Below are 21859 nucleotides of genomic sequence, written 5' to 3'. Positions count from 1 at the left end.
TTGTTTAAAAATAACAAAACATTAACAAAACAACATTATATAAAAAGTTAATAAAACAAAATAATTGTTATTTTATAATTTTAGTATTGACTGGTTTCAGATAACGCTGTACGCTTAAAGAAATAGTATAGAATTTCACAAAAAAATGAAAACACAAATTTAACTTGGAGGATGTTGAGTAGTGAGCAACGGGAAAAAGATTTTTATTAGTCATAGTTCAAAGGATCAAGAATATGTGGATGCGTTTATCCAATTATTGAAAAAGTTTGGGTTTCGAACACAGGATATTTTTTATAGTTCCACTATTGAAACAGGTGTACAGCCAGGAGAATTAATTTTTGACACGATTAAAAGGGAGCTAACCAATCAACCTGTCATGCTGTATTTTTTATCTGATCATTATTATCAGAGTATTCCATGTTTAAACGAAATGGGTGCTTCTTGGATGCTATCAGATAAACACTATCCAATTGCGTTAAATAATTTTTCTATGAAAGATATGAAAGGTGTTATTAGTAGTGAGCGTTTGGCGATTGCGTTTAATGATAAGACAAGTACTAATGAAATAAACTGCTTATTAAAAAAGTTATCTCATGACACAGATGTACAAGCTGAGCCAGATTTTGAACTAAACGTTGAGAAAAATATTCAGCCATTCCAAAATAAACTGACACAACTGATTCGGCAAGCAAGTTATTTAAAACCTGATGAAAAGGGATATTTTGAAACGATTCTTAGCACTCATCGTCCTGTGTATGGCACAGCAAAAGGGGTGTATGACTGTTTTAAATTACCTAACTTAATTGAGCCTAAAAGTTTAGGTTTAGACACGCTATCAGAGGATGAAAGCCATTGGCTATTCTTTTTTCTTACGTGGGGAACTTTTCAAGAAGGCGAAAAAGTGCGGTTTAAATTGAAAAAGGATAAGGCGTATAACAATCGGGAATTCAGTGATATTGGTAAATGTAAAAATATTTACGTCTCTTATTTAGAGAAGGTAGAGTAATTGGAGGAGGTAATAAATGAAAATGAATTGGCGTCAGTTGGTTGGTACATATCGTATTTCTGATAATGGTAAACAATATCAAAATGACTGGTTAAATAAGCAAGTTGATTTAGCCACAGAACTTCGTAAATCTTTTGATAGTGACTATCGTAGAGTAATTAAAAGTGATGCATTTAGACGCTTACAAGACAAAACACAAGTTTTTCCTTTAGAACGTAATGATTTTGTAAGAACACGTTTAACACATAGCTTAGAAGTGGCAATGCATAGCAGGGATATACTTAGATTAGTTATTTCACAGTTGAACGAACGAAACATTGAGGTTATGGAATTATCAGAATGCTATCGGTTGTTAGAAACAGCTGCATTAATCCATGATATCGGCAATCCCCCTTTTGGACATTTTGGAGAAGAAGCCATTCGTATTTGGTTTGAAAAAAATGGTCCTTTGTATGCTTGTTGGTCTGATTTTTCGGAGCAACAACAAAATGATTTTCTTAACTTTGAAGGCAACGCTCAAACCATCCGACTTTTAACAAAACTGCATCATGATAATGGGACTTCTAAAGCAGGAATGAAACTAACCGCCACGACATTAGACACAGTTATCAAATATACGGCATCTTCAGATCAATTAAATAAGCAACAGCTTTTGTCTAAAAAAGTTGGCTATTTTTACTCGGAAAAACAAGTCTTTAACGCCATTAAATTTGCGACAGGAACACAAAATAAGCGACACCCATTAGTCTTTTTGTTAGAAGCTTCAGATGATATCGCCTATACTTTTTCAGATATCGAAGATGCCTATAATTATGGTTTATACAGCTATCAAGATTTAAAGCAGTTTGTTGATGGGCAAACAGGAACAAAAAAAATTTTAATGTTAGAAAAAGATAAAACAGAAGAAGCTACCTTACAAGAATTTTTGAGAAAGACACAAAGAGCTGTTTGTCAAAGCGTAGCGAAAAATTTTGCTAATCATTATGACTTAATTATGAGTGGTATCTATCAAAATGAAATTATCATTGAAGATTGTGATGAAGTGAAATGCTTTCAGGCATTAAAAAACTTTTCTAGAGCCTATGTTTTTCAAACAAAAACAATTTTGGATCAAGAGGTATTGGGCTTCAATATCATCAATCGTTTACTAGATGAATTTGTTCCAGTCGTACTAAAATACGAAAAAGTTTCCATGAATAAGTATGAGGAGCGAATCTTTAATAATATTTCGGAAAGCGCGAAAGCGTTGTATAGAAGAGAAGCAAAGAACGCTACAGAAGCAGAAAAAGACTATTATCGTTTGAAAATGGCGGTAGATTTTGTATGTAATATGACGGATGGATATGCCAAAAAAGTTTATGATACATTATTCACTTAAAATTTGAGAAAAAGCTTCTCAGTGGTTGCCGCCGCTGAAGAAAACTAGTTCATTGCACAGGCTGATCGTTTCAGTAAAAATTTTAAAGATGCTAGTAATTTCACTGAAAATCGGGTACACTAAAATTAGCTAGTGTAACTAGCAAAAAAGGCAACTGGAATAGATAGGTTGTGCTGTCTATGAAGGGCTTTGTTTGTCAGGTGGTGCTGACATGCAAAGTGCCTTTTTTCTTTTTCTCAACATTTTAAGGACAAAAAACGATTGCAACATGTCACAATCGCTAACCTCGGAGAAAAAGGAATTTTTCTCCAATGGCCATTTCGATAACCTGTTGTGTGTTTCGAAACATTCAGAACGGTGGTGCGTTCTTTCAGTGCCTAATTATCCAATTCGTTTCTTGTTCCTCTATTTACAGTATACTGAATGAAAACCTATTCTGCAATGATAGAATCAGGTTCCTGTGATTAAATAACATAAAAAATGGGCTCCTTATATAAAGAAAAATAACAAAAGAAATTTTGAATATTGACGTTTTTTTTAGGTACGTTATGATAAATGAGAGGTGATTTTATGTTAAAAATGCAAATTGTTGATTATTTACGCAATCAAACAGCTTTTTTTGAACCATCTTTAGTCAGTGAAATTTTCACAGCAAGCAATATTGCAACGACATTTTCTATCAAACGAAATACAGCTAGTCACTATTTAAATCAGTTAAACGAAGAAGGGATTCTAGTTAAGATCAATACACGACCAGTTTACTTTTTTCATAAAGAAGCGTTTCAACAACAAAACTATCTTTTAAAAAGAACTGTTTATCAAAGTTTCCAAGAAATGATCGATGAACAGCCTGTTTTTGATCGCAAAAGTGATTTTTTTCAGTCGGTCATTGGTTATCGAGGTAGTTTAGCCCAGACCATCGAACAATTAAAAATGGCAGCGCTTTATCCTGGCGGTGGATTGCCTGTCTTAATTACAGGTGAAAGTGGTACGGGTAAAAGTTTTTTAGCATCCTTATATTATCAGTTTTGTCTTTCAAAAGAACTACTTGACGATTCAGCACCTTTTGTGACAGTTAATTGTGCGCAATATGCCAACAATCCAGAGCTTTTAACTAGTCAATTATTTGGGCATCTTAAAGGCGCTTTTACGGGAGCAGATTCCGATAAAATTGGAGCCTTTCAAAGTGCAGAAGGGGGCGTTTTATTTTTAGATGAAGTTCATCGTTTGAGTCCTGAAGGGCAGGAAAAATTGTTTACATTTTTAGATCAGGGTATTATTTATCGGATGGGTGAAACCAATCGGCCCATTCCTGTTACGTGTCGGTTGTGCTTTGCCACAACTGAAGAAATTTCTAGCACCTTTTTAACGACATTTTTAAGACGAATTCCTATTCAAATTAAAATCCCAAGTCTTGCTGAACGCACTCAAGCGGAAAGAAAACAATTAATTATGCGAGCATTTTATGAGGAACAGCAAGCTATTCAAAAAGCAGTTACTATCACGCCACAAGTTATCCAACTTTTAGAAAACCACCATTATGTAGGCAATGTAGGTGAATTAAGAAATAATATAAAAATTATTACTGCACGCAGCTTTGCCGCCAATCTTGATAAACGTGTTATTCCAATCACTTTACACGATCTACCGAAAGAATTTCTGGATCAATCAATCAAACTAGCTCCTAATGAAAATGAATTGCCTATTCGTTTAGATGAGCAAACAAATCTGATTAGTTTGTTAGAGGAAACAGAGCTTGCGCAAAGAAGAATTATCCAGAGTTATGAACGAATCCTTCGTCTTTATGTCTCTCACCATCATCATCTTTCCACTGCCAATAACGACATCTCGAAAGAAATTGAACGCTTATTCGATGATTTATTATTTGAAAAGAAGCGAGAGAAAAATCACGAAATGCTATTGTTTATTACGCAAAATATCCGTCAATTATTGGAAACGATTGAATCGTCTTATCAAATTCGGTTTAATGGCAGTTTAGTCTATGCATTAAGCACCTATCTGTTTCAACGAAGATGTATTGATTGGTTTCCAGAAAAAGAACCTACAACAGTCATTGACGAACTTTTAACAGAAGTTCAAACTAAATTAGCAACTAGTTATGGCTACGCTGAACAACTGTTAACTTTAGTGAAACGTTCATTAGATATTGAACTATCCCAGATGGATCGAATTATTGTCACCATTTATCTTCACTATTCGGGTTCAGTAAAGGAAAGTCACTATCCGAAAGCGGTGATTGTTGCCCACGGATATGCCACAGCAAGTAGTATTGCGAATGTTGCAAATCGGCTGTTAAATGTGCCAATTTTTCAATCGTTTGACATGCCGTTAGATGTTACTCCCAAAAAAATTTCCGAACACTTAATTCACTATATGGAACGTCAAGAAACGAGGAATGGTTTAGTAATTCTTTTTGATATGGGTTCATTGAAAGAAATTTATCAGTATTTTCCGGCAGAAGAAGAAGGTCCTTTTTTATTAATGAATAATGTGACAACAAGCTTGGCTCTATCTATAGGAGAAGCCATTAAAGACGAAGTTTCTTTTGAAGAATTGCCCCAAAAAGCGTTAACGGTTCATCCAAATGAATGGGAAATCATATTACCTGAAAATAAAACGGAACGTGTCATTTTAACAACGTGTAGTACCGGAATTGGCACAGCCGTTAAAATTAGAGATTTACTTGAAAAAAGTTTACCTGCGGAAGCACAATTAAAGATTATTCCTTGTGAATATAATCAATTACGTAATGCAGAGTCGATCAAAGAAAGTTTTCCAGAATATGAGATTGTCGGCATCATCGGTACAAACAACCCGTCTTCAAATGACCTCCCGTACATCTCTTTAGAAGAGTTGATTGCAGGAAAAGGAATTACGACCCTTTTAGAATGGACAAAGAGAGAATTAACTAAAGATATGCTGTCTTATGTAAATCATGAGTTGATTCGGAACTTTTCATTAGATCGGGTCATTCAATCAGTGACGATTTTAGATACAGAAAAAATTATTCGACAAGTAGAAGTCTTTTTAATTCAATTAGAAGAGCGGTGGCAACAAACAATTCAAAATGATCGTAAATTAGCGGTATATGTCCATGTCAGTTGTTTAATTGAACGATTAATCCGGAATGAACCTATTGAAAATTATAATGGCGCCGAACAACTAAAGCAGTGTCAAAGAACGGTCTTGCAAGAGTTAAAAGAGGCGTTTAGTGTCATTGAAAAAGTTTATAGTGTCAATATACCTGAATCGGAGCTTTTTTATGTCTATGATGTGTTGTTTGGAAAAACGGAGTTTAACAACGCAGAAAGCGATTTTTAAAATAAAAAGGAGGGAGTGCCACTTTTTTGGCACTCTTTTTGCTATATAAAGAAGTAAGTGAGGTGAAGAAAATGGAACGTAAAATTATTCTGGCAACACATGGTAATTTCGCTGCAGGGATTCAGACATCATTAGCTTTAATTTGTGGTGAAACAAAGAATGTGGAATGTCTTTGCGCTTATATGGAACAACCTTATGATTTAGCCAAGACGGTCAAAGACATTTTAAAGAACAATCAACAAAATGAATTAATTGTGATTACAGACCTATTTGGCGGAAGCGTGAATAACGAATTCTTTAATTATGTGGGGAAACAAGCAATGCATTTAATTTCAGGATTAAATTTAGCAACATTAATTGAAATATATACCCAAATAAATACTGTTGATTCATTAGTTGATTTAGTAAAACGTGCCGTTGAAAACGGACAAGAAAGTCTTTGTTATTGTAATGAGTTATCTAGTAAAGAAATTTTAGAAGAAGAATTTTAGGAGGAAATGAAATGATTAAATTGTTAAGAGTCGATCATCGCTTGTTACATGGTCAAGTGGCTTTTTCATGGACCCAAGGCTTAGGCGCCGATTGTATTTTAATCGCAAATGATGACGTACCTAAAAATGATATTCGAAAAACAACCATTAAGCTAGCTAAACCAGCAGGAGTAAAACTGGTCATTAAAACGATTGAAGATGCGATTGCCGCACTAAAAAGTGGTGTTACAGAAAAATACAAACTTTTTATTGTAGTTGAGAGTGTGGAGGATGCTTATCGATTGGCTACTGCTTGTCCAGAAATAAAAGAAATTAACTTAGGAGGGATGAAAGTAAGGGAAAATACTCGAAACATTTCTAAAGCAATTAATATCACACCGGATGAAGAAAAAATGGTTAAAGAATTGGTCGCAAATGGTTGTGAAGTTGAAATTCGACAAGTCCCAAATGACAAAAAAGTAGCAGCATTAAATGTCTTGTAGAAAGGAGAAATACAAATGATAGGACAAGCGATTCTTTTAGGTTGCATCGCTTTTATTGCGCAGTCGGAATATGCTTTAGGTACCTCGTTGCTTTCAAGACCAATTGTAACCGGTTTATTTGTCGGAATTGTATTAGGTGATGTCAAAACGGGCGTAATCATGGGCGCAACCTTAGAGTTAGCTTTCATCGGTTCTTTTTCAGTGGGCGCCTCAATCCCACCTGATGTAGTGACTGGTGGGATTCTTGGTACAGCGTTTGCTATTACTGCTGGCGCAGGAACAGAAACAGCCTTAGTCTTAGGCTTGCCAATCGCAACGTTAACGTTGATTCTTAAAAATATTTATTTGGGTTTGCTCATCCCAATCATGAGTCAAAAAGCTGATCAGTATGCTGAAGAAGGAGCATATAAAGGGGTGGAGCGCATGCATTTACTTGCAGGCTTTGGCTTATCGTTCATGCTAGCGCTCATTGTAACTATTTCATTTGCCGTGGGCAGTAACACCATTAAAAGCTTACTTGATCTGATCCCTGAATTTATTCAACATGGGTTGTCTGTTGCAACGGGGATTATTCCAGCGCTAGGATTTGCGATGCTTGCACGCTTACTGATTAACAAACAAGTGGCGCCATATTTCTTTTTAGGCTTTGTCTTAATGGCTTACTTTAAGTTACCTGTAACAGGAGTAGCAATTTTGGGTGCCATTACAGCAGTAATTGTTGTGAATATCATGAATTATGCCAAAGGAAAGAATGAAACAATACAAACAACAAGTGGGGAGGTAATTGATGATGACGAAGACTTCTAAAACTAAGACAGAAAACTTAATTACAAAAAAAGAACTTAATCAAGTCTTTTGGCGTTCATTTCAAATGGAATTTTCATGGAATTATGAACGTCAGATGAATATGGCTTATGTCTATGCCATGATCCCTATTTTAAAGAAATTATATCCTCAAAAAGAAGAGATGGCGGCAGCTTTAAAACGGCATCTTGCTTTCTTTAATACTACGCCGCATATCGTGACGTTTATTTTAGGAATTAATGCTGCAATGGAAGAAGAAAATGTTCTGGACGAAAATTTTGAAGTTGGAACAATCGATAGTATTAAAACCTCGTTAATGGGACCTTTAGCTGGTTTAGGTGATTCCTTTTTCTGGGGAACCTTACGCTTGATTGCAACAGGTGTTGGAACTTCGTTAGCTTTACAAGGGAATGTGTTAGGGCCAATTCTATTTTTACTCATTTTTAACGTTCCTCATGTGATTGTTCGTTATTTACTGAATCGTTGGGGCTATAAATTAGGAACTGGTTTTCTCAAAAAAATTCAAGCAAATGGCATGATGGAAAGTCTCACATTAGGCGCTTCAATAATTGGCTTGATGGTGGTAGGTGCTATGACCGCCTCCATGATTGATTTAACTATCCCGATTACAATCAGCGGAAGTGGCAAAAATGCAGTCACGGTTCAAAGTATCTTTGACGATATCATGCCTAAATTATTACCGCTTGCATCCTTTGGTTTTGTTTTTTATTTATTGAAAAAAGAAGTAAAACCTTTAGCGATTTTAGGTGGCATGGCAATTGTCGGAATTCTTGGCTCATTAATTGGTCTATTTTAGGAGGCAAAATATGAAAACGATGCTGGATTATATAAATGAGGAGCAAGCAGCCCTAACTCAGATTCTTAACCAATTTCAATTAACTGATACAGACTTTTCAAAGGTCACGCACTGTCTAATTTTAGCAACTGGCTCGTCACATAATGCTTGTCAGGCGGCTAAAGTTTACCTTGAAGAAGTGGCGCCTATTTATGTGGAAATCCAAGAGCCGTTCAATTTTGCTCATTATGGCAAAGTGGATGATCGGTTTGATCTGGTCGTAGCGGTTTCGCAAAGTGGTAAAAGTGCTTCAACAATTGATGCCATTGCAAAAATTAAAAACCAAACGTCTGTAAAAACAGTGGCCTTGACAAGTGATGTCACCAGCCCGATTACGGAGGTTGTGGATGAAGTCCTGGATTTAAAAATGGGGCTTGAAACAGTTGGTTTTGTCACAAAAGGCTATACGGCAACACTTTTAAATTTATTTCTATTTGGTTTGAAACTGGGCTATCAAAAGCATCAATTAACAAAAGTAGAGGTTGAAGAAGAATTAGCAAAACTTGCCAAAGCAATTCAGGAAATCGATTCGGTGATTTATAAAACCGAACAATTTTGGCAAAAAACGAAAAAAGAATTAACAGAGGGGACACGATTTATCGCAATTGGTTATGGGCCCAATATTGGTACGGCGAAAGAGTTTGATACGAAGTTTACAGAAACAGTTCGCTTACCTTCCCAAGGATTTGAAGTCGAAGCCTATATGCATGGGCCTTATCTTGAAGCGGATACTACACATCTTTTGTTTTTTATTGAGAATCAAAGTCCTATTCAAGCACGTAGCCAAGCCTTGAAAAATTATCTAGCCAGTTATGTTGGCCAATGTTACACAATTACAACGCGTTCAACGCGAGCATCAAATACGTTAGGTTTAGCAAGTGATGTCGAAGAAAAAATTAGTCCTTTATTGTTAGTTATTCCATTTCAATATTTGGCGTATCAAGTAGCTACAAGTAAAGGAATTGATTTATCTCAACGGATTTTTGATGATTTTGATTGTGTCCTAAAAAGTAAAATAGCAAAGAAAGAGGGAAATCAGCCATGTTAAAATTTAATGAAGAACAACAAATCAAAGACATACGAGGTGCCTTAGCCTTGCGTTCAGATGTTGAAAAAGTTGTTGATCAAGTTTGGACGAAAGGATTTGATGCGGTTTATTATTTAGGAATCGGCGGTACTTATGCTTCAGCCATGCAAGCAGTTACTTATGCGAATGGAAAAAGTAATTTACCAATCTATGTTCAACATGCTGCTGAGTATTACACAACAGGCAATAAACGTTTAACAGAAAAATCATTCGTCATCTTGTCTTCCGTTACTGGGACAACACAAGAAGTGGTGCAAGCCGTTCAAGAAATCAAAAAGGTCGGCGCAACGCTATTTGGTTTTATTGATGCAAAAGATAGTCTTTTAGCAGATTTATGTGATTATGTGGTGACTTATCCAGCCCCAGGAACTGAGCAAATCAAGTTCTTTATGGTAGCTGATCGTTTAATGCAAAAAAACAACGAATTTACAGATTACGAAAATTATTACCAAGAATTGGAAGAATATTTGCCTACAGGTTTAGCTGAAGCCGAAAAAAGTGCCGATGCGTTTGGCTTAGCTTTTGCGGAAAAACATCGTCATGATAGCATTCACTATTTTATTGGCGCAGGAAACCAATGGGGAGCGGTCTATTCTTATGCAATGTGCTATTGGGAAGAGCAAAGTTGGCTTCGTTCAAAATCAATTCATGCAGCAGAGTTCTTACATGGAACGCTAGAAATTGTAGATGAAACTACGCCAGTAACGTTGTTTATTGGAGAAGACGAGCAGCGACCATTGGCAGAACGAGTAGCAAAATTATTGCCGAAAATCTGTGCCAATTATACAATTATTGATTCGAAAGCGTATGAACTTCCAGGAATTAGTGAAAAATATCGTGGTCGAGTTGTTTCATTTCTCCTAATGCATGCGGTAACGCAACGAATTGATGCGCATGTAGAAAAATTAAATTGTCACCCATTAGAGATTCGTCGTTATTATCGTCAATTTGATTACTAAGACAAAATAGCCTCTTTTTCCAGCAAGCCTATGGTAGACTGAAGAGAGAATACTTCAGAAAGTAGGAAAACCAATGACAAAACCGAAAATCTATACAATGACCTTTGCCAGTGTTTACCCGCTATATATCCAAAAAGCAGAACGTAAAAATCGAACGCAAGCGGAGGTTGACGAAATTATTTATTGGTTAACTGGTTATGATGAAAAAGGCTTGCAACAACAATTGGCTCAAAAAGTAACGATGGAAACATTTTTTGAAGAAGCACCCAATTTTAATGAAAACGCCCAATTGATCAAAGGCGTAATTTGTGGCTATCGCGTGGAAGAAATTGAAGATCCTTTAATGCAAAAAATCCGTTACCTAGATAAATTAATCGACGAATTGGCCAAGGGAAAAGCGATGGAAAAAATTTTAAGAACATGAAGAGGTCGGGACAGAAGTGTTTAACTCCGAGAAATAAGAAGGAATTTCCGAAAATTGTTCTTTAATTTTTGGAGAATTTCGGTTTATTTCCGAAGGAGTTGCTTCTGTTCCCGCCGTTTATCAGTTTTTGAGCGTGGGACAAAAATTCAAAGTGATTTTTGTCCCACGCTCTTCATGTTTTCTTGTACACGGAATTTAACTATTTCCTGTATTAACGAAAGAGGTAACTCTTGCGTGTAGGGAAATTGAATGGCACCTTTCGAGGTTTTAAAAGGGCGTAATTCTTTGCTGAAACGTTGGATGGCTGATGGCGTAGGATAGAAACCTAAATGTTGCTTGGCCGCCGCAAAATGCACTAAATTGCCATTTAAGTAAAAGGTCGGCATTCCATAAGCAATTTTTTCAGTAGTCTCCTGAGGAACAACCGCTAAAATTGCTTGGTAGATTTCTGTTAACTGTGTTTGATGTTGGGATTGCTGGCGTATATAGTTTGCAATGATGGTCATCTAAAAACACCTCCGTTTGTTTCAGTATACTATGTAAAAAATAAAAGGCGAAGAGGATACAAAAAAACCGTCTAGTATTTTTTCTTTACTAAACGGCTTTTAGCTTAAATAACTACCTAAAGGGTCTTGCATGGAAATGTTTGTCACTCCTTAGTTTAATTGTTTTAAGTGTGCAATTGCTTCTTCAATTGTGTGACCAGTTGCTGTTTTACTTTCATTTTTTGCATCAAAAACAATGAAAATATTTTTGTCTGTGTCTAATTGAATACGGTATTGAATGTTTTTTACTTTGTAAGTCATAGTTATTCTCCTTTCATAAAGTACTCTAAAAAGGCGACGATAACTGATAACGAAATTCCATTGTTACTATACCACTGGAAAATTATTTTTGCAACAAATAACATTTTTTCTTTACCATTCCTTAGACTTCTTTGCTAGCTACTTCTTTACATTCTTTTTCAAGAAGCATAAAATAAATACATTACTAGTTTTTGAATAGGAGATCGATGTGAAAAAGAGAGTTGAGAAATTTAGACGATGGCCCTACCGCTACCTTTTGTATGGAATCGGGGTCATCTTATTAATTATTTTTAGTAATTTATATCTGCAATGGTGTCAGAATAACTTGTCTGTTGATTTAGCCTTCAAGTTTGCTTTTTCGTGGCATACGGAAAAGTTTTTCTTAGGTTGTTTTGTGCTAAGTGTTTTTTTACTTTTTTTATGTAGTTTGGCAGGTTCATTAGGAGTTGGCGCTCTTTTATATAGTGTCATAATAGGTGTTTTAGGATTTGCGGACTATCAAAAGATGTTTTATCGTGTCGAACCTATTTACCCAGACGACTTAAAAATGATTACAGAAGTTAGTTTATTAAAAGAAATGGTTGGTTTATGGCCGTTTATTTTTGTGGTAGCGTTATGTTGTGTAGCACTTTTTTTCTTAGGAAAAGCCTTTTATAAAAGTTTCTTTTTATCGAAGAAAAAACAAACGATTCGTGTGTTAAGTCTTGTTCTTTCGATTGGTCTATTTTCATATATTGGTGATTTTAACAATCCGCAAAATTTGTTACGTAAAGCCTATAATAAAACCGCGTTATGGATTCCTTACAGCCAAAAAATGAATTACTACAATACGGGATTTATTGGTGGTTTTCTATATAATTTAAAAGTAGAGGCTATGGACCAACCAAAGGGTTATTCAAAAGAAGCTATTTCAGAAATTACTCAGAAGTATCAAAAGTTGGCCGAGGCGAAAACAGTGCCGAGCAATGAGCAACCCAATATTGTGTTTGTCATGAGTGAAAGTTTTTCAAATCCAGATCATCTGAAAGGCTTGTCCATTATTGGTAATCCTTTAGCTGATTATCAGCAAATCGCTGATAAAACTTACAGTGGCCAGATGCTTTCACAAAACTACGGGGGCGGAACTGCGAATATTGAATTTGAAGCCCTAACAAGTTTTTCGATGGAATTAATGAATGCCCAAATGACTACACCTTATACAATGATGATTCCTAAGATGACGGAATTGCCTTCCATTGTTTCATTACTTAAGGAACAAAAGTACCAAACAACGGCTATTCATCCGTACAATACATCTATGTATAAACGAAAAGATGTGTATAAAATTTTAGGTTTTGATCAATTTATCAATGAAAAAACAATGAACTATACGGATAAACTAGAAAATAATCCTTACATTTCAGATCAAGCAGCGTATCAGGAAGTGACGACACTGCTTAAAGAAAAAGAGCAACCGCAATTCATTCATTTAGTTACTATGCAAACACATATGCCCTATGAAAATAAATACACAACGTCCAATTATTTTTCTCAAGGAAACGGCAATCAAGTCGCGCTCAATAATTACTTGCAAGATATTGCCTACAGTAGCGAAGCTTTGAAAAATTTCCTACAAGAAATCGAAAAAATGCCCAAACGCACATTAGTCGTTTTTTGGGGAGATCACTTACCAAGTATTTATGATGAAAACATTCAAGCGTTGAATGAAGGGGCAGCCCTTCACCAGACAGAATTTCTAATGTATGATACGGCGAACCAGTTAACAGAAAAAAATCAGCATCAAGCAACCATTAGTCCATTTTATTTTGCTCCCTCACTTTTCCAACAAAGCGGCTTACCGCAATCGGGATTTTACGCTATGTTAAATGAGGTACAAGAACAATTGCCTGCTTTTGAAAAGGGTAATTACTATCTCGGTGGGGAATGGAAAAAAACAGTAGAAATGAATATAAAGCAAGAACAACTATATGAGGAATACCGACTGATTCAATATGATATTGTTTCAGGGAAGCAATATAGTTTAGAAAATCAATTTTTTAGCTAAAAAAAACACACGAAATATTCGTGTGTTTTTGATTTTTATTTTAAAGTTTTACGATAAACAATGACATAATAGCTGAAAGCTAACAGACAAGCAAAACTTAAAAAGTAAAGCGGTAAGACCCAAATGGTACCATTGTGAAAGTAACTAATCAAATAGGTAAAGAAACTAACAAACAAGTAATAGACAAAACTAAAAATTCCACTGGCAGTACCAATTACAGATTCATAGCCTTTTAAGGCCATACTTAAGGCATTGGGCAAAGTAATATTAATCCCTAAGAAAAAGAGAAAAATAAACAAAATAAGGCCAATGATTGTTTCAAATTGTGTCATTATTAATAAACAGCAAGCCGCAAAGATACTTAGCAGCAAACCAGCAAAGGCAATTTTTTCCGCTGACCAATATCCTAGCAACCAATTGATAAGAACCGCAGCAAGAATACTAGACACAGCTAAAACTAAACCAAGAAAGCCATATTGGACACTGCTAAAGCCAAAGTGATTGATGAAAATAAACGGAGCTTCTGCATAGTAGCTAAACAATAAACCATTAATGCCCCCAATCAATAAGCCGTAGCACCAAACTTTCGAGTCGAAGGAAAGGCGTTTCGCCACGGACCAAAAAGGCGCTTTCGTTAAGGCATTTCCTAAGTGAAAGGTTTCTGGTAAACGATAAAAACTATAGAAAAGTAATAGAACAGCCATGACAATTAAGGTGCTAAAGACATGCTGATAGCCAAAATAGGTTTGAACAAGTCCGCCGACTAAGGGTCCGATGGCAGGAGATAGCGATAGGGCAGCGCTTGTTTGAGCAAAAATTTTCCCTCTTTGAAGATCGTTAAAGCTTTCCCGCATCATTGATTGGGTAATAACAGAACCAACGCTTGCACCAAATGCTTGAATTAAACGGAAGAATAACAGCCAAGGAAATGTCGGACTCAAAAAAAGGCCAATATTTCCAATTAAATAGCATAAAATTCCTAATAACATAGCTGGGCGACGTCCAATCGTATCGGATAGAATTCCCCAGAATAAAACGCCAACGGCAAAGGCAACAAAATAAATACTCATGGTTAATTGTGCCACGCTATCGTGAATGTTAAAAGCAGAACTAAGCGCTGGCAAAATAGGTGTGAAAATCGACTCGCTGATTTGTGGAAATCCCACAAGCAAAATAATAATTAGTAATGATGGGACGGTGTTTCGGGTGTTTTTCATGATTTTTCTCCTTAAAAGTTTAATCTAATCAAAAACACCCATTGTCTTTTACAACCGCCAAATTTAAAATAAGTAAAATAATGTCACCAACTTTCCTTGAAATTTTTTATTATACAAAGTCTAAATGAAGAAGCGCTTCTTCTTGACTAAATTCATAAGTGTAGCGACCGGATAAACCGGCAAGCTCACCTGATGCTTGAAATAGTTCACCTGGGCAGTCTAAAAGACCCTGTGTAAACGTCCCTTTTTCGCAAGCAGTAAAGGTGCCTTTTTTTCCTAAATAAGTTCCTTCGAAATGTAGGAAACCGACCACTTGAGCCACAGCTTCAAGCCCATCAGCCATTGAAGAGCCTTGATAAGTCATTAAGTATTCCACAGAAGCTGTCCCAGATAAGGCGCCTGACAATTGATAAGTAGCGCTCGCTTGATTCACTGGGAAATTTTCATTAAGATTGTCAATCGGTTGTTCTTGCCAACTAGATACAGTAAATGATGCTTGCTCCATTGCTGTCCCTTCTTTCTTATTAATAAGAATAGGGTAGCGGGAAGCGCACTATTTGTCAACAATCCACCACTTTAACTCTTCATTTTTTGCACAAAAGAATGTAACGCTAAGCGGTTGATGTGATAAGCAGTTCCTTGTTTTTGAATAAAGCCGCGCTCTCGAAATTGTTTGAAGGTATAAATAAGATGGCGATAACTAACCCCTAAGTATTCGGCAATCTCAGTATGTTTTTCTTTATAAACATCTTCGTGATTAGCGGCAACCAATAGCAATTCCGCTAGCCGATAACTTAGTTCATAGGTCTGATTCGTTGTAAAGTGGTCCACCCGTTGGAGCATTTTTTTCCCTAGATAATGGCTGAGTTGCTGCATAAAAAGCACCTTGTTTTTTAAAACAGTTTCTGCGTAAGCTAAAGGAATAGCCAAACAACAGGTTTCACCTAAGGCGATAACGTCCTTGGTTATCGTTTCCGCTTGAACTAATGTTAAATCGCCAATTAAATCACCTGTCGTTAAAAACTGAACAATGGATTGGCGGCCATTGCGTTCTGTTTTTAAAATTTTCGCTTTTCCTTTGATTAAATAAAAAAGATAATTTAATGGCTCTGCTTGATGATGAATGAATTCTTGATTTTCAAAATCGATAATAAAACTGTGTTTTAAATCAGTTTCATTAAAAAAAGGCGTATTTTTAGCTAATTCTTGTTTCGGTGATTGTTGGTAGGCTGTTTTAAGCATTTTTTTCTCCTTATAATAGGAGATATCTCCTATTTGTTTCTTCTATTGTAGCACATAATAGACGTATCAAGAGTAGAGGAGTTTTTATAATGTGGAAGAAAAAAATTGTGCTATCGTTTCTTTTTTATTTAATTAGTGCATTGGGCATCAGTTTGACAATTCAAGCAGGCATCGGGGTTAGCAGTTTTAATGCGTTTAATGTGACCTTTGCAACACTTACTCATTTAAAAGTCGGGACGGTTACCACAGCTATTAATTTCGCTTTTTTAGGCACGTGTTGGTTGTTAGATCAGCAGCGTAAAATTCAGGACTATTTGATTATTTTGGTGGCGTTAATTGGCTTTGGTTTTGTCATTAATTTTTTCTTATATCAATTATTTGGTTCGCTTGTTTTTCAAAATTATTTGGTTAAAATTGTTCTATTTATTTTAGGGACAATCATAGCAGGAATTGGGACAGGACAGGTAGTTGCGCTAGGTGTTTTGCAATTTCCCATTGAAAAATTTTGTACACTTATTTCTGAAAGAACGCGCTATAGTTTTCAGGTTTATCGTTATTTAGTTGATATTTTTTGTGTCAGTTTAGCACTAGGATTGTCCATTAGTTATCATTTGCCGATTTTTGTTCGTGAAGGAACCGTGATTAGTCTTTTCTTACTTTCTTGGGTTATTAGTTGGTCGAGAAAGCGGGGACAACAGCGTATTTTACGAATACAAATCAAGAAACTGGAATCCGAATGAAAGGATTTCAGTTTTTTTCAAATGAGCAGAACTTTTATTTGAAAAAAAGAGTGGAAAACGGTATACTAATTAAGTAATTATTCATAACATTGGTTCTCCAATCAATGTTAAATAGTTTTTTCATGAGGGAGTAACTGACAGTATTTATGCTGTGACAACATCACCAACTCCGAAAGCAATTTCTGGTGTTGTCTTAAACGGTGAGACTTATGTATGTTCGACGAAGTAGCATACACAAGTCTATTTTTTTTCATTTATTTTTGATGAAATGTAAAATAGTACTTGAAGGATGCTGCAAAAAATAGAGGAGGAAGAACATGTCAGAAGAAAAGAAAACACAATTGTCTGAAGCGTTTTACGCACAAGACGACACAGTTGTTTTGGAGAAAATGAACACAACAACTGATGGATTAAGTGCACAGGAGGCTCAAAAGCGTTTAGAAACGTACGGGGAAAATGTGCTAGATGAAGGGAAGAAAAAATCACTTGCCGTGAAATTCTTTGAGCAATTCAAAGATTTTATGATTATTGTTTTATTAGCGGCAGCGGTCATTTCAGCCGTCTTTTCCCATGATGTGGTAGACTCGATTATCATCTTAGTGGTTGTTATCTTGAACGCCATCTTTGGGGTCATTCAAGAAGCCAAAGCGGAACAAGCCATTGAAGCATTAAAAGAAATGTCTTCACCAAATGCGAATGTTCGCCGTGATGGACACGTCATTACTGTTAAAAGTGATGAATTAGTACCAGGCGACATTGTTTTATTAGAAGCAGGGGATGTCGTTCCAGCTGATTTACGTTTATTGGAAGCGAATAGCTTAAAAATTGAAGAAGCAGCGTTAACCGGTGAATCTGTTCCAGTTGAAAAAGAAGTAACCATCTTAGAGGGAACCGATATTGGTATCGGTGACCGAATCAATATGGCTTATTCCAATAGTAATGTGACGTATGGACGTGGTCTTGGCGTTGTGGTTGGCACAGGAATGAATACAGAAGTCGGTAAAATTGCTGGCATGCTAGCAAGCGAACAAGAAACGGAAACGCCTTTAAAACAAAACTTAAACCAATTGGGTAAAATGTTAACAATTGCCATTTTAGTCATTGCAGCGGTGATGTTTGTGGTAGGAATGATGAATGGTCGTTCATGGATTGACATGTTATTAACGTCAATTTCGTTAGCTGTAGCGGCAATTCCAGAAGGATTACCAGCGATTGTCACGATTATTTTGGCTTTAGGTACCCAAAAAATGGCCAAGAAAAATGCGATTGTCCGTAAGTTACCAGCCGTTGAAACATTAGGAAGTACAGATATTATCTGTTCAGATAAAACAGGTACGTTAACCTTAAATCAAATGACCGTTGAAGCGTTGTATACAGATGGTCAAGTTTTATCTGCTTCCACAGAAATCCCTGCCGATAATATGGCTTTAAAAATCATGAACTTTACGAATGATACAAAAATCGCTCAAGATGGTTCATTAATTGGTGACCCAACAGAAACTGCCTTAGTACAATTTGGTTTAGATCATGCGTTTAATGTAACCGAAAAAGTAGCAGCTGAACCTCGTGTGGCAGAGATTCCTTTTGACTCTGATCGTAAATTAATGACTACTGTTCATGAATTAAAAACAGGTGGCTTCCTAGTTTCTGTCAAAGGTGCACCAGATGAATTATTGAAACGTTGTACGGAAATCTTATCAAATGGAGAAACAAGTCCATTAGATGAAACAAAACGTCAAGAAATTTTGAAAACAAACACCTCATTAGCGAAACAAGCCTTACGTGTTTTAGGAATGGCTTATAAATATGTTGAGACGATTCCAGCCGAAATGAGTTCTGAACTTGTGGAAAAAGATTTAACATTTGCTGGTTTAGTCGGTATGATTGACCCAGAAAGAAAAGAAGCTGCAGATGCTGTAAAAGTCGCGAAAGAAGCGGGTATTCGTCCAATTATGATTACGGGTGACCACCGTGATACAGCAGAAGCAATTGCGGCACGTTTAGGCATCATCAAAGAAGGCGACGACGATGCAGTCATTACAGGCGCTGAATTAAATGAATTGTCAGATGAAAAATTCGCACAAGTCGTGGGACACTACTCTGTCTATGCTCGTGTTTCACCAGAACACAAGGTTCGGATTGTTAAAGCGTGGCAACAAGAAGGAAAAGTGGTTGCTATGACTGGTGATGGCGTAAATGATGCCCCAGCCTTAAAAGCTGCTGACATCGGGATTGGTATGGGAATTACCGGAACAGAAGTATCAAAAGGTGCTTCAGATATGGTACTTGCCGATGATAACTTTTCAACAATTATTGTAGCGGTAGAAGAAGGACGTAAAGTCTTCTCAAATATCCAAAAAACGATTCAATATTTACTTTCAGCTAACTTAGGGGAAGTATTAACCTTGTTTATTGCAACAATGCTCAATTGGGATACCTTGTTACCTGTTCACTTATTGTGGATTAACTTAGTAACAGATACTTTCCCAGCGATTGCGTTAGGTGTGGAACCAGCAGAACGTGATGTGATGAGCCATGAACCTCGTGGTAAAAAATCGAACTTCTTCTCTGGCGGCGTTTTAAGCAGTGTTGTTTATCAAGGGATTACGCAAGGGGCATTGACTTTGATTGTGTACAAAATGTCAATTATGTTCCCAGCACATACCGCAGCTAACACAAACTTATCGGCGCAAGCGTTGTATGATTTACAACACGGCGATGCTTTAACCATGGCCTTCGCTACTTTGGGATTAATTCAATTGTTCCATGCCTTTAATGTGAAGTCGATTTATCAATCAATTTTCAAAGTTGGCTTATTCCGCAACAAATCATTTAACTATGGGATTCTTGTTTCGTTCTTGCTATTAGCTGCAACGATTGTTATTCCAGGATTTAATGATTTATTCAGCGTCACACATTTAGATGCATATCAATGGGCAATTGTAGCAGGTACTTCTTTTGCTATCATCCCAATTGTGGAAATTGTGAAGTTCTTCCAACGTAAAGCAGGTAAAGGTGCTTAATAAATAAGAAAAGAAAATTGGCTGGTACTTAAACCAGTCAATTTTTCTTTATGTAAGGAGTGAAAGGGCTTGAAACGGAAAATTATTTTCGAAACACAACGACTTATTGTCAGAGAATGGCAGTCGGAAGATGAAGTGGAATTGAAAAAATTTTTGCAAGATGAAAATGTGATGTATGCTTATGAACACGCTTTTTCTGATGAAGAGGTCGCAAACTGGCTAAAGTGGAACTTACAGTCCTATCAAGAATACGGCTACGGCTTATGGGCGTTAGAGAAGAAGCGAACAGGCGAAGTCATCGGCGAGTGTGGTCTCACCAATCAATTAGTAAAAGGTAAGAGCTATCCAGAAATTGGTTATCATTTATGTGTGAAAGAATGGCACAAAGGGTATGCGATTGAAGCTGCCGCAGCGGCAAAACAGTACGCATTCGATGTATTAAATTTTCCAGAAGTTATTTCAACGATTCGTGATACGAACTTAGCCTCTATGAATGTCGCTATTCGAAACCAGATGCTTGTTAGGGATCGATACATTAAAACATACCGTGGCAAAACGATGCCTCACTATGTTTTCTCTGTTAAAAATCAAAAGAATGAAGACTGAAAAAGTGCCACTTGTCAGATGGAATAGAAAAAGTGTAAAATGGAGTGAAAGAGAAAAGGGAAAAGAGGGATGGTTATGAGACCAAATTTAGGATTTTACGTTCAAACAATTAATGATATCGTTAAAACAACAGAAGACATTGGCGAAGTCATGAATCCATATTACGAAGAAGTTCGTCAAGCGATCGATAAGAATAAAGTGAATGATTTAACAGCCGAACGAATTGCAGAAATTCAAGCAAAATTTAAAGAAGGTACTGAAAAATATGAATTAATGCTCAAAAAAGTCGGAACATTAAAACCAACACCACAAGTACTTGGTATTCACAAAAAATTTCAACATGCTTATACAGAATATGTAGCAGGATGCAATGAAATGATTTTAGCAACAGATCCAGAAACAGGTATTGATGCAGATTTATTTAATACTTCAGAGGAAAAGCAGGATCAAGCAACGGATGAATTAACCTTTGCCATTACGCGAATGAGCAACATTCTTTTGAAAAAATAAAAAACTAATAAAAATAACTAACGAATTTAATATTTTTTTCATGTCTTTTTTATGGACAAAAGAGAAAGTGTATTGTATTATTAATTCATACCAACAACAACCTTTTTATTTTTCATTTTACTCTTATTGAGTAAATACTCCTTTTCCATCGGCAAAACTGCCGGTGGTTTTTTTGTTATTTTTTTATTTTGATAATAAAACAACCTTTGATTTTATTAAAATCAAAGGTTGTTTTAGCTTGTTAATTTTCAACATTTCGCACATAATCATCAAAGTATTGAATTAACTCTTTCTTGATTTGTTGATAATCTGCTTCAGAATAGTTCTTTTCTTCTAGCGTACCATTAAAAAATGGCAAATTTAGTTCTTCTTTTAAACGTTCAATCACTTCTTCTTGCTTCATAAGGACCCCTTCTCAACGAATTGTTCTCTTCTATTATAGAACATTGTAGTCATCCGTCAATTGTTCAAAGGCAACTTTCATTTCCTCTAGACGTTCATTCAATTGATTGGTTTCATCTTCTTCATTGAAAAAATGTTGTTTTAATTCAAAATAAAAATTTTCGAAGGCTTGGAAAAAAGGCTCAGACTTGTTGTTTTCAAGAGCAGGAACACTTGTGTAGAGAACACGAGCGCTATGATAGTAAGTAAAAACCTCGTTAATATTTAATAAAATACGCGCTTCTTCTGGGCGTGGTCGACTTGTAACTAAGTCATGTAAAGATAAACTTTTTGTATGGGTTTCAGATAAATAAAATAAAAATAGTTCCAATTGCTCTTTTGTTGCAGACATGAAAACTCCTCCTCAAACAGTAGTAACATTTATTATAAATGAAAATGAA

23 protein-coding genes are annotated in these 21859 nt (G+C 36.0%); 16 read left to right on the top strand and 7 right to left on the bottom strand.

The window, feature by feature from the left end:
- The first annotated feature begins 181 nt into the window (after positions 1-181).
- The 11 genes from IGJ03_RS07820 to IGJ03_RS07770 all read left to right on the top strand — a co-directional run bounded on the left by IGJ03_RS07820 (position 182) and on the right by IGJ03_RS07770 (position 10829).
- A complete protein-coding gene (locus tag IGJ03_RS07820; RefSeq protein WP_375804616.1) occupies positions 182-1006 on the top strand; it encodes a toll/interleukin-1 receptor domain-containing protein in 825 nt (274 codons plus the stop codon).
- Between the two features lie 16 nt (positions 1007-1022).
- On the top strand, positions 1023-2384 hold the full coding sequence (locus IGJ03_RS07815; protein WP_375804617.1) for a deoxyguanosinetriphosphate triphosphohydrolase: 1362 nt from the start codon (positions 1023-1025) through the stop codon (positions 2382-2384).
- 211 nt (positions 2385-2595) lie between these two features.
- Positions 2596-2811: a hypothetical protein gene (locus IGJ03_RS07810; protein WP_002357102.1), complete on the top strand. Its 216-nt coding sequence runs from the start codon at positions 2596-2598 to the stop codon at positions 2809-2811.
- 143 nt (positions 2812-2954) lie between these two features.
- Entirely contained in the window at positions 2955-5726 is a 2772-nt protein-coding gene (locus IGJ03_RS07805; RefSeq protein WP_049095681.1) for a sigma 54-interacting transcriptional regulator, read from the top strand.
- A 71-nt stretch (positions 5727-5797) separates the two neighbouring features.
- Positions 5798-6217 carry a PTS sugar transporter subunit IIA gene (locus tag IGJ03_RS07800; RefSeq protein ID WP_002389037.1) on the top strand — a complete coding sequence of 140 codons (420 nt, stop codon included), beginning with the start codon at positions 5798-5800 and terminating at the stop codon, positions 6215-6217.
- An 11-nt stretch (positions 6218-6228) separates the two neighbouring features.
- The gene (locus tag IGJ03_RS07795; protein ID WP_002395206.1) at positions 6229-6699 is read left to right on the top strand and encodes a PTS sugar transporter subunit IIB; all 471 of its coding nucleotides are present in this window, start codon (positions 6229-6231) and stop codon (positions 6697-6699) included.
- Positions 6700-6714: 15 nt separating this feature from the next.
- Positions 6715-7506, top strand: coding sequence for a PTS mannose/fructose/sorbose/N-acetylgalactosamine transporter subunit IIC (locus tag IGJ03_RS07790; RefSeq protein WP_002395205.1), 792 nt, complete (start codon positions 6715-6717; stop codon positions 7504-7506).
- Positions 7487-8320, top strand: coding sequence for a PTS system mannose/fructose/sorbose family transporter subunit IID (locus IGJ03_RS07785; protein ID WP_002384383.1), 834 nt, complete (start codon positions 7487-7489; stop codon positions 8318-8320). The genes IGJ03_RS07790 and IGJ03_RS07785 overlap by 20 nt, the downstream gene beginning before the upstream one ends.
- 10 nt (positions 8321-8330) lie before the next feature.
- A complete protein-coding gene (locus IGJ03_RS07780; protein ID WP_375804618.1) occupies positions 8331-9407 on the top strand; it encodes an SIS domain-containing protein in 1077 nt (358 codons plus the stop codon).
- Positions 9401-10405 carry an SIS domain-containing protein gene (locus IGJ03_RS07775; protein ID WP_002369188.1) on the top strand — a complete coding sequence of 335 codons (1005 nt, stop codon included), beginning with the start codon at positions 9401-9403 and terminating at the stop codon, positions 10403-10405. Before IGJ03_RS07780 ends, IGJ03_RS07775 begins: the two co-directional genes overlap by 7 nt.
- A 73-nt stretch (positions 10406-10478) precedes the next feature.
- Positions 10479-10829 (top strand): DUF2200 domain-containing protein, encoded by a 351-nt coding sequence (locus tag IGJ03_RS07770; protein ID WP_002360043.1) that lies wholly within the window; start codon positions 10479-10481, stop codon positions 10827-10829.
- A gap of 146 nt (positions 10830-10975) precedes the next feature.
- Here IGJ03_RS07770 and IGJ03_RS07765 read toward each other — a convergent pair whose 3' ends face one another.
- Positions 10976-11335, bottom strand: coding sequence for an iron chaperone (locus IGJ03_RS07765; RefSeq protein ID WP_002400669.1), 360 nt, complete (start codon positions 11333-11335; stop codon positions 10976-10978).
- 150 nt (positions 11336-11485) lie between these two features.
- Positions 11486-11635 carry a hypothetical protein gene (locus IGJ03_RS07760; protein WP_002357118.1) on the bottom strand — a complete coding sequence of 50 codons (150 nt, stop codon included), beginning with the start codon at positions 11633-11635 and terminating at the stop codon, positions 11486-11488.
- A 208-nt stretch (positions 11636-11843) separates the two neighbouring features.
- Here IGJ03_RS07760 and IGJ03_RS07755 point away from each other — a divergent pair, with 208 nt between their 5' ends.
- Positions 11844-13679, top strand: coding sequence for an LTA synthase family protein (locus tag IGJ03_RS07755; protein WP_375804619.1), 1836 nt, complete (start codon positions 11844-11846; stop codon positions 13677-13679).
- Between the two features lie 35 nt (positions 13680-13714).
- Here the strand turns inward: IGJ03_RS07755 and IGJ03_RS07750 are convergent, their stop codons facing one another.
- The 3 genes from IGJ03_RS07750 to yeiL form a co-directional block, all read right to left on the bottom strand.
- On the bottom strand, positions 13715-14896 hold the full coding sequence (locus IGJ03_RS07750; protein WP_016627652.1) for a multidrug effflux MFS transporter: 1182 nt from the start codon (positions 14894-14896) through the stop codon (positions 13715-13717).
- A 109-nt stretch (positions 14897-15005) separates the two neighbouring features.
- A complete protein-coding gene (locus IGJ03_RS07745; RefSeq protein WP_002362038.1) occupies positions 15006-15401 on the bottom strand; it encodes a DUF3224 domain-containing protein in 396 nt (131 codons plus the stop codon).
- Between the two features lie 71 nt (positions 15402-15472).
- Complete coding sequence (yeiL, locus tag IGJ03_RS07740) at positions 15473-16138, bottom strand: transcriptional regulator YeiL (RefSeq protein WP_002360048.1); 666 nt, start codon at positions 16136-16138, stop codon at positions 15473-15475.
- A gap of 89 nt (positions 16139-16227) precedes the next feature.
- On the opposite strand from yeiL, the gene IGJ03_RS07735 reads away from it, so the two are divergent.
- The 4 genes from IGJ03_RS07735 to IGJ03_RS07720 all read left to right on the top strand — a co-directional run bounded on the left by IGJ03_RS07735 (position 16228) and on the right by IGJ03_RS07720 (position 21017).
- Positions 16228-16878 (top strand): YczE/YyaS/YitT family protein, encoded by a 651-nt coding sequence (locus IGJ03_RS07735; RefSeq protein WP_002366868.1) that lies wholly within the window; start codon positions 16228-16230, stop codon positions 16876-16878.
- Positions 16879-17195: 317 nt separating this feature from the next.
- Positions 17196-19901 (top strand): cation-translocating P-type ATPase, encoded by a 2706-nt coding sequence (locus IGJ03_RS07730; RefSeq protein WP_002377094.1) that lies wholly within the window; start codon positions 17196-17198, stop codon positions 19899-19901.
- 69 nt (positions 19902-19970) lie between these two features.
- Complete coding sequence (locus IGJ03_RS07725) at positions 19971-20507, top strand: GNAT family N-acetyltransferase (RefSeq protein WP_002364151.1); 537 nt, start codon at positions 19971-19973, stop codon at positions 20505-20507.
- A gap of 69 nt (positions 20508-20576) precedes the next feature.
- Positions 20577-21017, top strand: coding sequence for a hypothetical protein (locus tag IGJ03_RS07720; RefSeq protein ID WP_016615209.1), 441 nt, complete (start codon positions 20577-20579; stop codon positions 21015-21017).
- 241 nt (positions 21018-21258) lie between these two features.
- On the opposite strand, the gene IGJ03_RS07715 is transcribed toward IGJ03_RS07720, so the two are convergent.
- Positions 21259-21420, bottom strand: a complete 162-nt coding sequence (locus IGJ03_RS07715; RefSeq protein ID WP_002357133.1) for a hypothetical protein — start codon at positions 21418-21420, stop codon at positions 21259-21261.
- Between the two features lie 33 nt (positions 21421-21453).
- Positions 21454-21810 (bottom strand): hypothetical protein, encoded by a 357-nt coding sequence (locus tag IGJ03_RS07710; RefSeq protein WP_048949294.1) that lies wholly within the window; start codon positions 21808-21810, stop codon positions 21454-21456.
- Positions 21811-21859 lie beyond the last annotated feature (49 nt).

This window comes from Enterococcus sp. DIV1315a (genome assembly GCF_051712325.1).
GTDB classification, from domain to species: domain Bacteria; phylum Bacillota; class Bacilli; order Lactobacillales; family Enterococcaceae; genus Enterococcus; species Enterococcus faecalis.
The sequence above is the reverse complement of the archived record's forward strand: the minus strand, read 5'-3'. Positions and strand labels throughout refer to the sequence as shown.

Excerpts from the sequence above, each read along its gene's own strand:
- IGJ03_RS07815 (WP_375804617.1), top strand. The coding sequence starts at position 1,023 with ATGAAAATGAATTGGCGTCAGTTGGTTGGTACATATCGTATTTCTGAT.
- IGJ03_RS07810 (WP_002357102.1), top strand. The coding sequence starts at position 2,596 with ATGCAAAGTGCCTTTTTTCTTTTTCTCAACATTTTAAGGACAAAAAAC.
- IGJ03_RS07805 (WP_049095681.1), top strand. The coding sequence starts at position 2,955 with ATGTTAAAAATGCAAATTGTTGATTATTTACGCAATCAAACAGCTTTT.
- IGJ03_RS07800 (WP_002389037.1), top strand. The coding sequence starts at position 5,798 with ATGGAACGTAAAATTATTCTGGCAACACATGGTAATTTCGCTGCAGGG.
- IGJ03_RS07795 (WP_002395206.1), top strand. The coding sequence starts at position 6,229 with ATGATTAAATTGTTAAGAGTCGATCATCGCTTGTTACATGGTCAAGTG.
- IGJ03_RS07790 (WP_002395205.1), top strand. The coding sequence starts at position 6,715 with ATGATAGGACAAGCGATTCTTTTAGGTTGCATCGCTTTTATTGCGCAG.
- IGJ03_RS07785 (WP_002384383.1), top strand. The coding sequence starts at position 7,487 with ATGATGACGAAGACTTCTAAAACTAAGACAGAAAACTTAATTACAAAA.
- IGJ03_RS07780 (WP_375804618.1), top strand. The coding sequence starts at position 8,331 with ATGAAAACGATGCTGGATTATATAAATGAGGAGCAAGCAGCCCTAACT.
- IGJ03_RS07775 (WP_002369188.1), top strand. The coding sequence starts at position 9,401 with ATGTTAAAATTTAATGAAGAACAACAAATCAAAGACATACGAGGTGCC.
- IGJ03_RS07770 (WP_002360043.1), top strand. The coding sequence starts at position 10,479 with ATGACAAAACCGAAAATCTATACAATGACCTTTGCCAGTGTTTACCCG.
- IGJ03_RS07765 (WP_002400669.1), bottom strand. The coding sequence starts at position 11,335 with ATGACCATCATTGCAAACTATATACGCCAGCAATCCCAACATCAAACA.
- IGJ03_RS07760 (WP_002357118.1), bottom strand. The coding sequence starts at position 11,635 with ATGACTTACAAAGTAAAAAACATTCAATACCGTATTCAATTAGACACA.
- IGJ03_RS07750 (WP_016627652.1), bottom strand. The coding sequence starts at position 14,896 with ATGAAAAACACCCGAAACACCGTCCCATCATTACTAATTATTATTTTG.
- IGJ03_RS07745 (WP_002362038.1), bottom strand. The coding sequence starts at position 15,401 with ATGGAGCAAGCATCATTTACTGTATCTAGTTGGCAAGAACAACCGATT.
- yeiL (WP_002360048.1), bottom strand. The coding sequence starts at position 16,138 with ATGCTTAAAACAGCCTACCAACAATCACCGAAACAAGAATTAGCTAAA.
- IGJ03_RS07735 (WP_002366868.1), top strand. The coding sequence starts at position 16,228 with ATGTGGAAGAAAAAAATTGTGCTATCGTTTCTTTTTTATTTAATTAGT.
- IGJ03_RS07730 (WP_002377094.1), top strand. The coding sequence starts at position 17,196 with ATGTCAGAAGAAAAGAAAACACAATTGTCTGAAGCGTTTTACGCACAA.
- IGJ03_RS07720 (WP_016615209.1), top strand. The coding sequence starts at position 20,577 with ATGGTTATGAGACCAAATTTAGGATTTTACGTTCAAACAATTAATGAT.
- IGJ03_RS07715 (WP_002357133.1), bottom strand. The coding sequence starts at position 21,420 with ATGAAGCAAGAAGAAGTGATTGAACGTTTAAAAGAAGAACTAAATTTG.
- IGJ03_RS07710 (WP_048949294.1), bottom strand. The coding sequence starts at position 21,810 with ATGTCTGCAACAAAAGAGCAATTGGAACTATTTTTATTTTATTTATCT.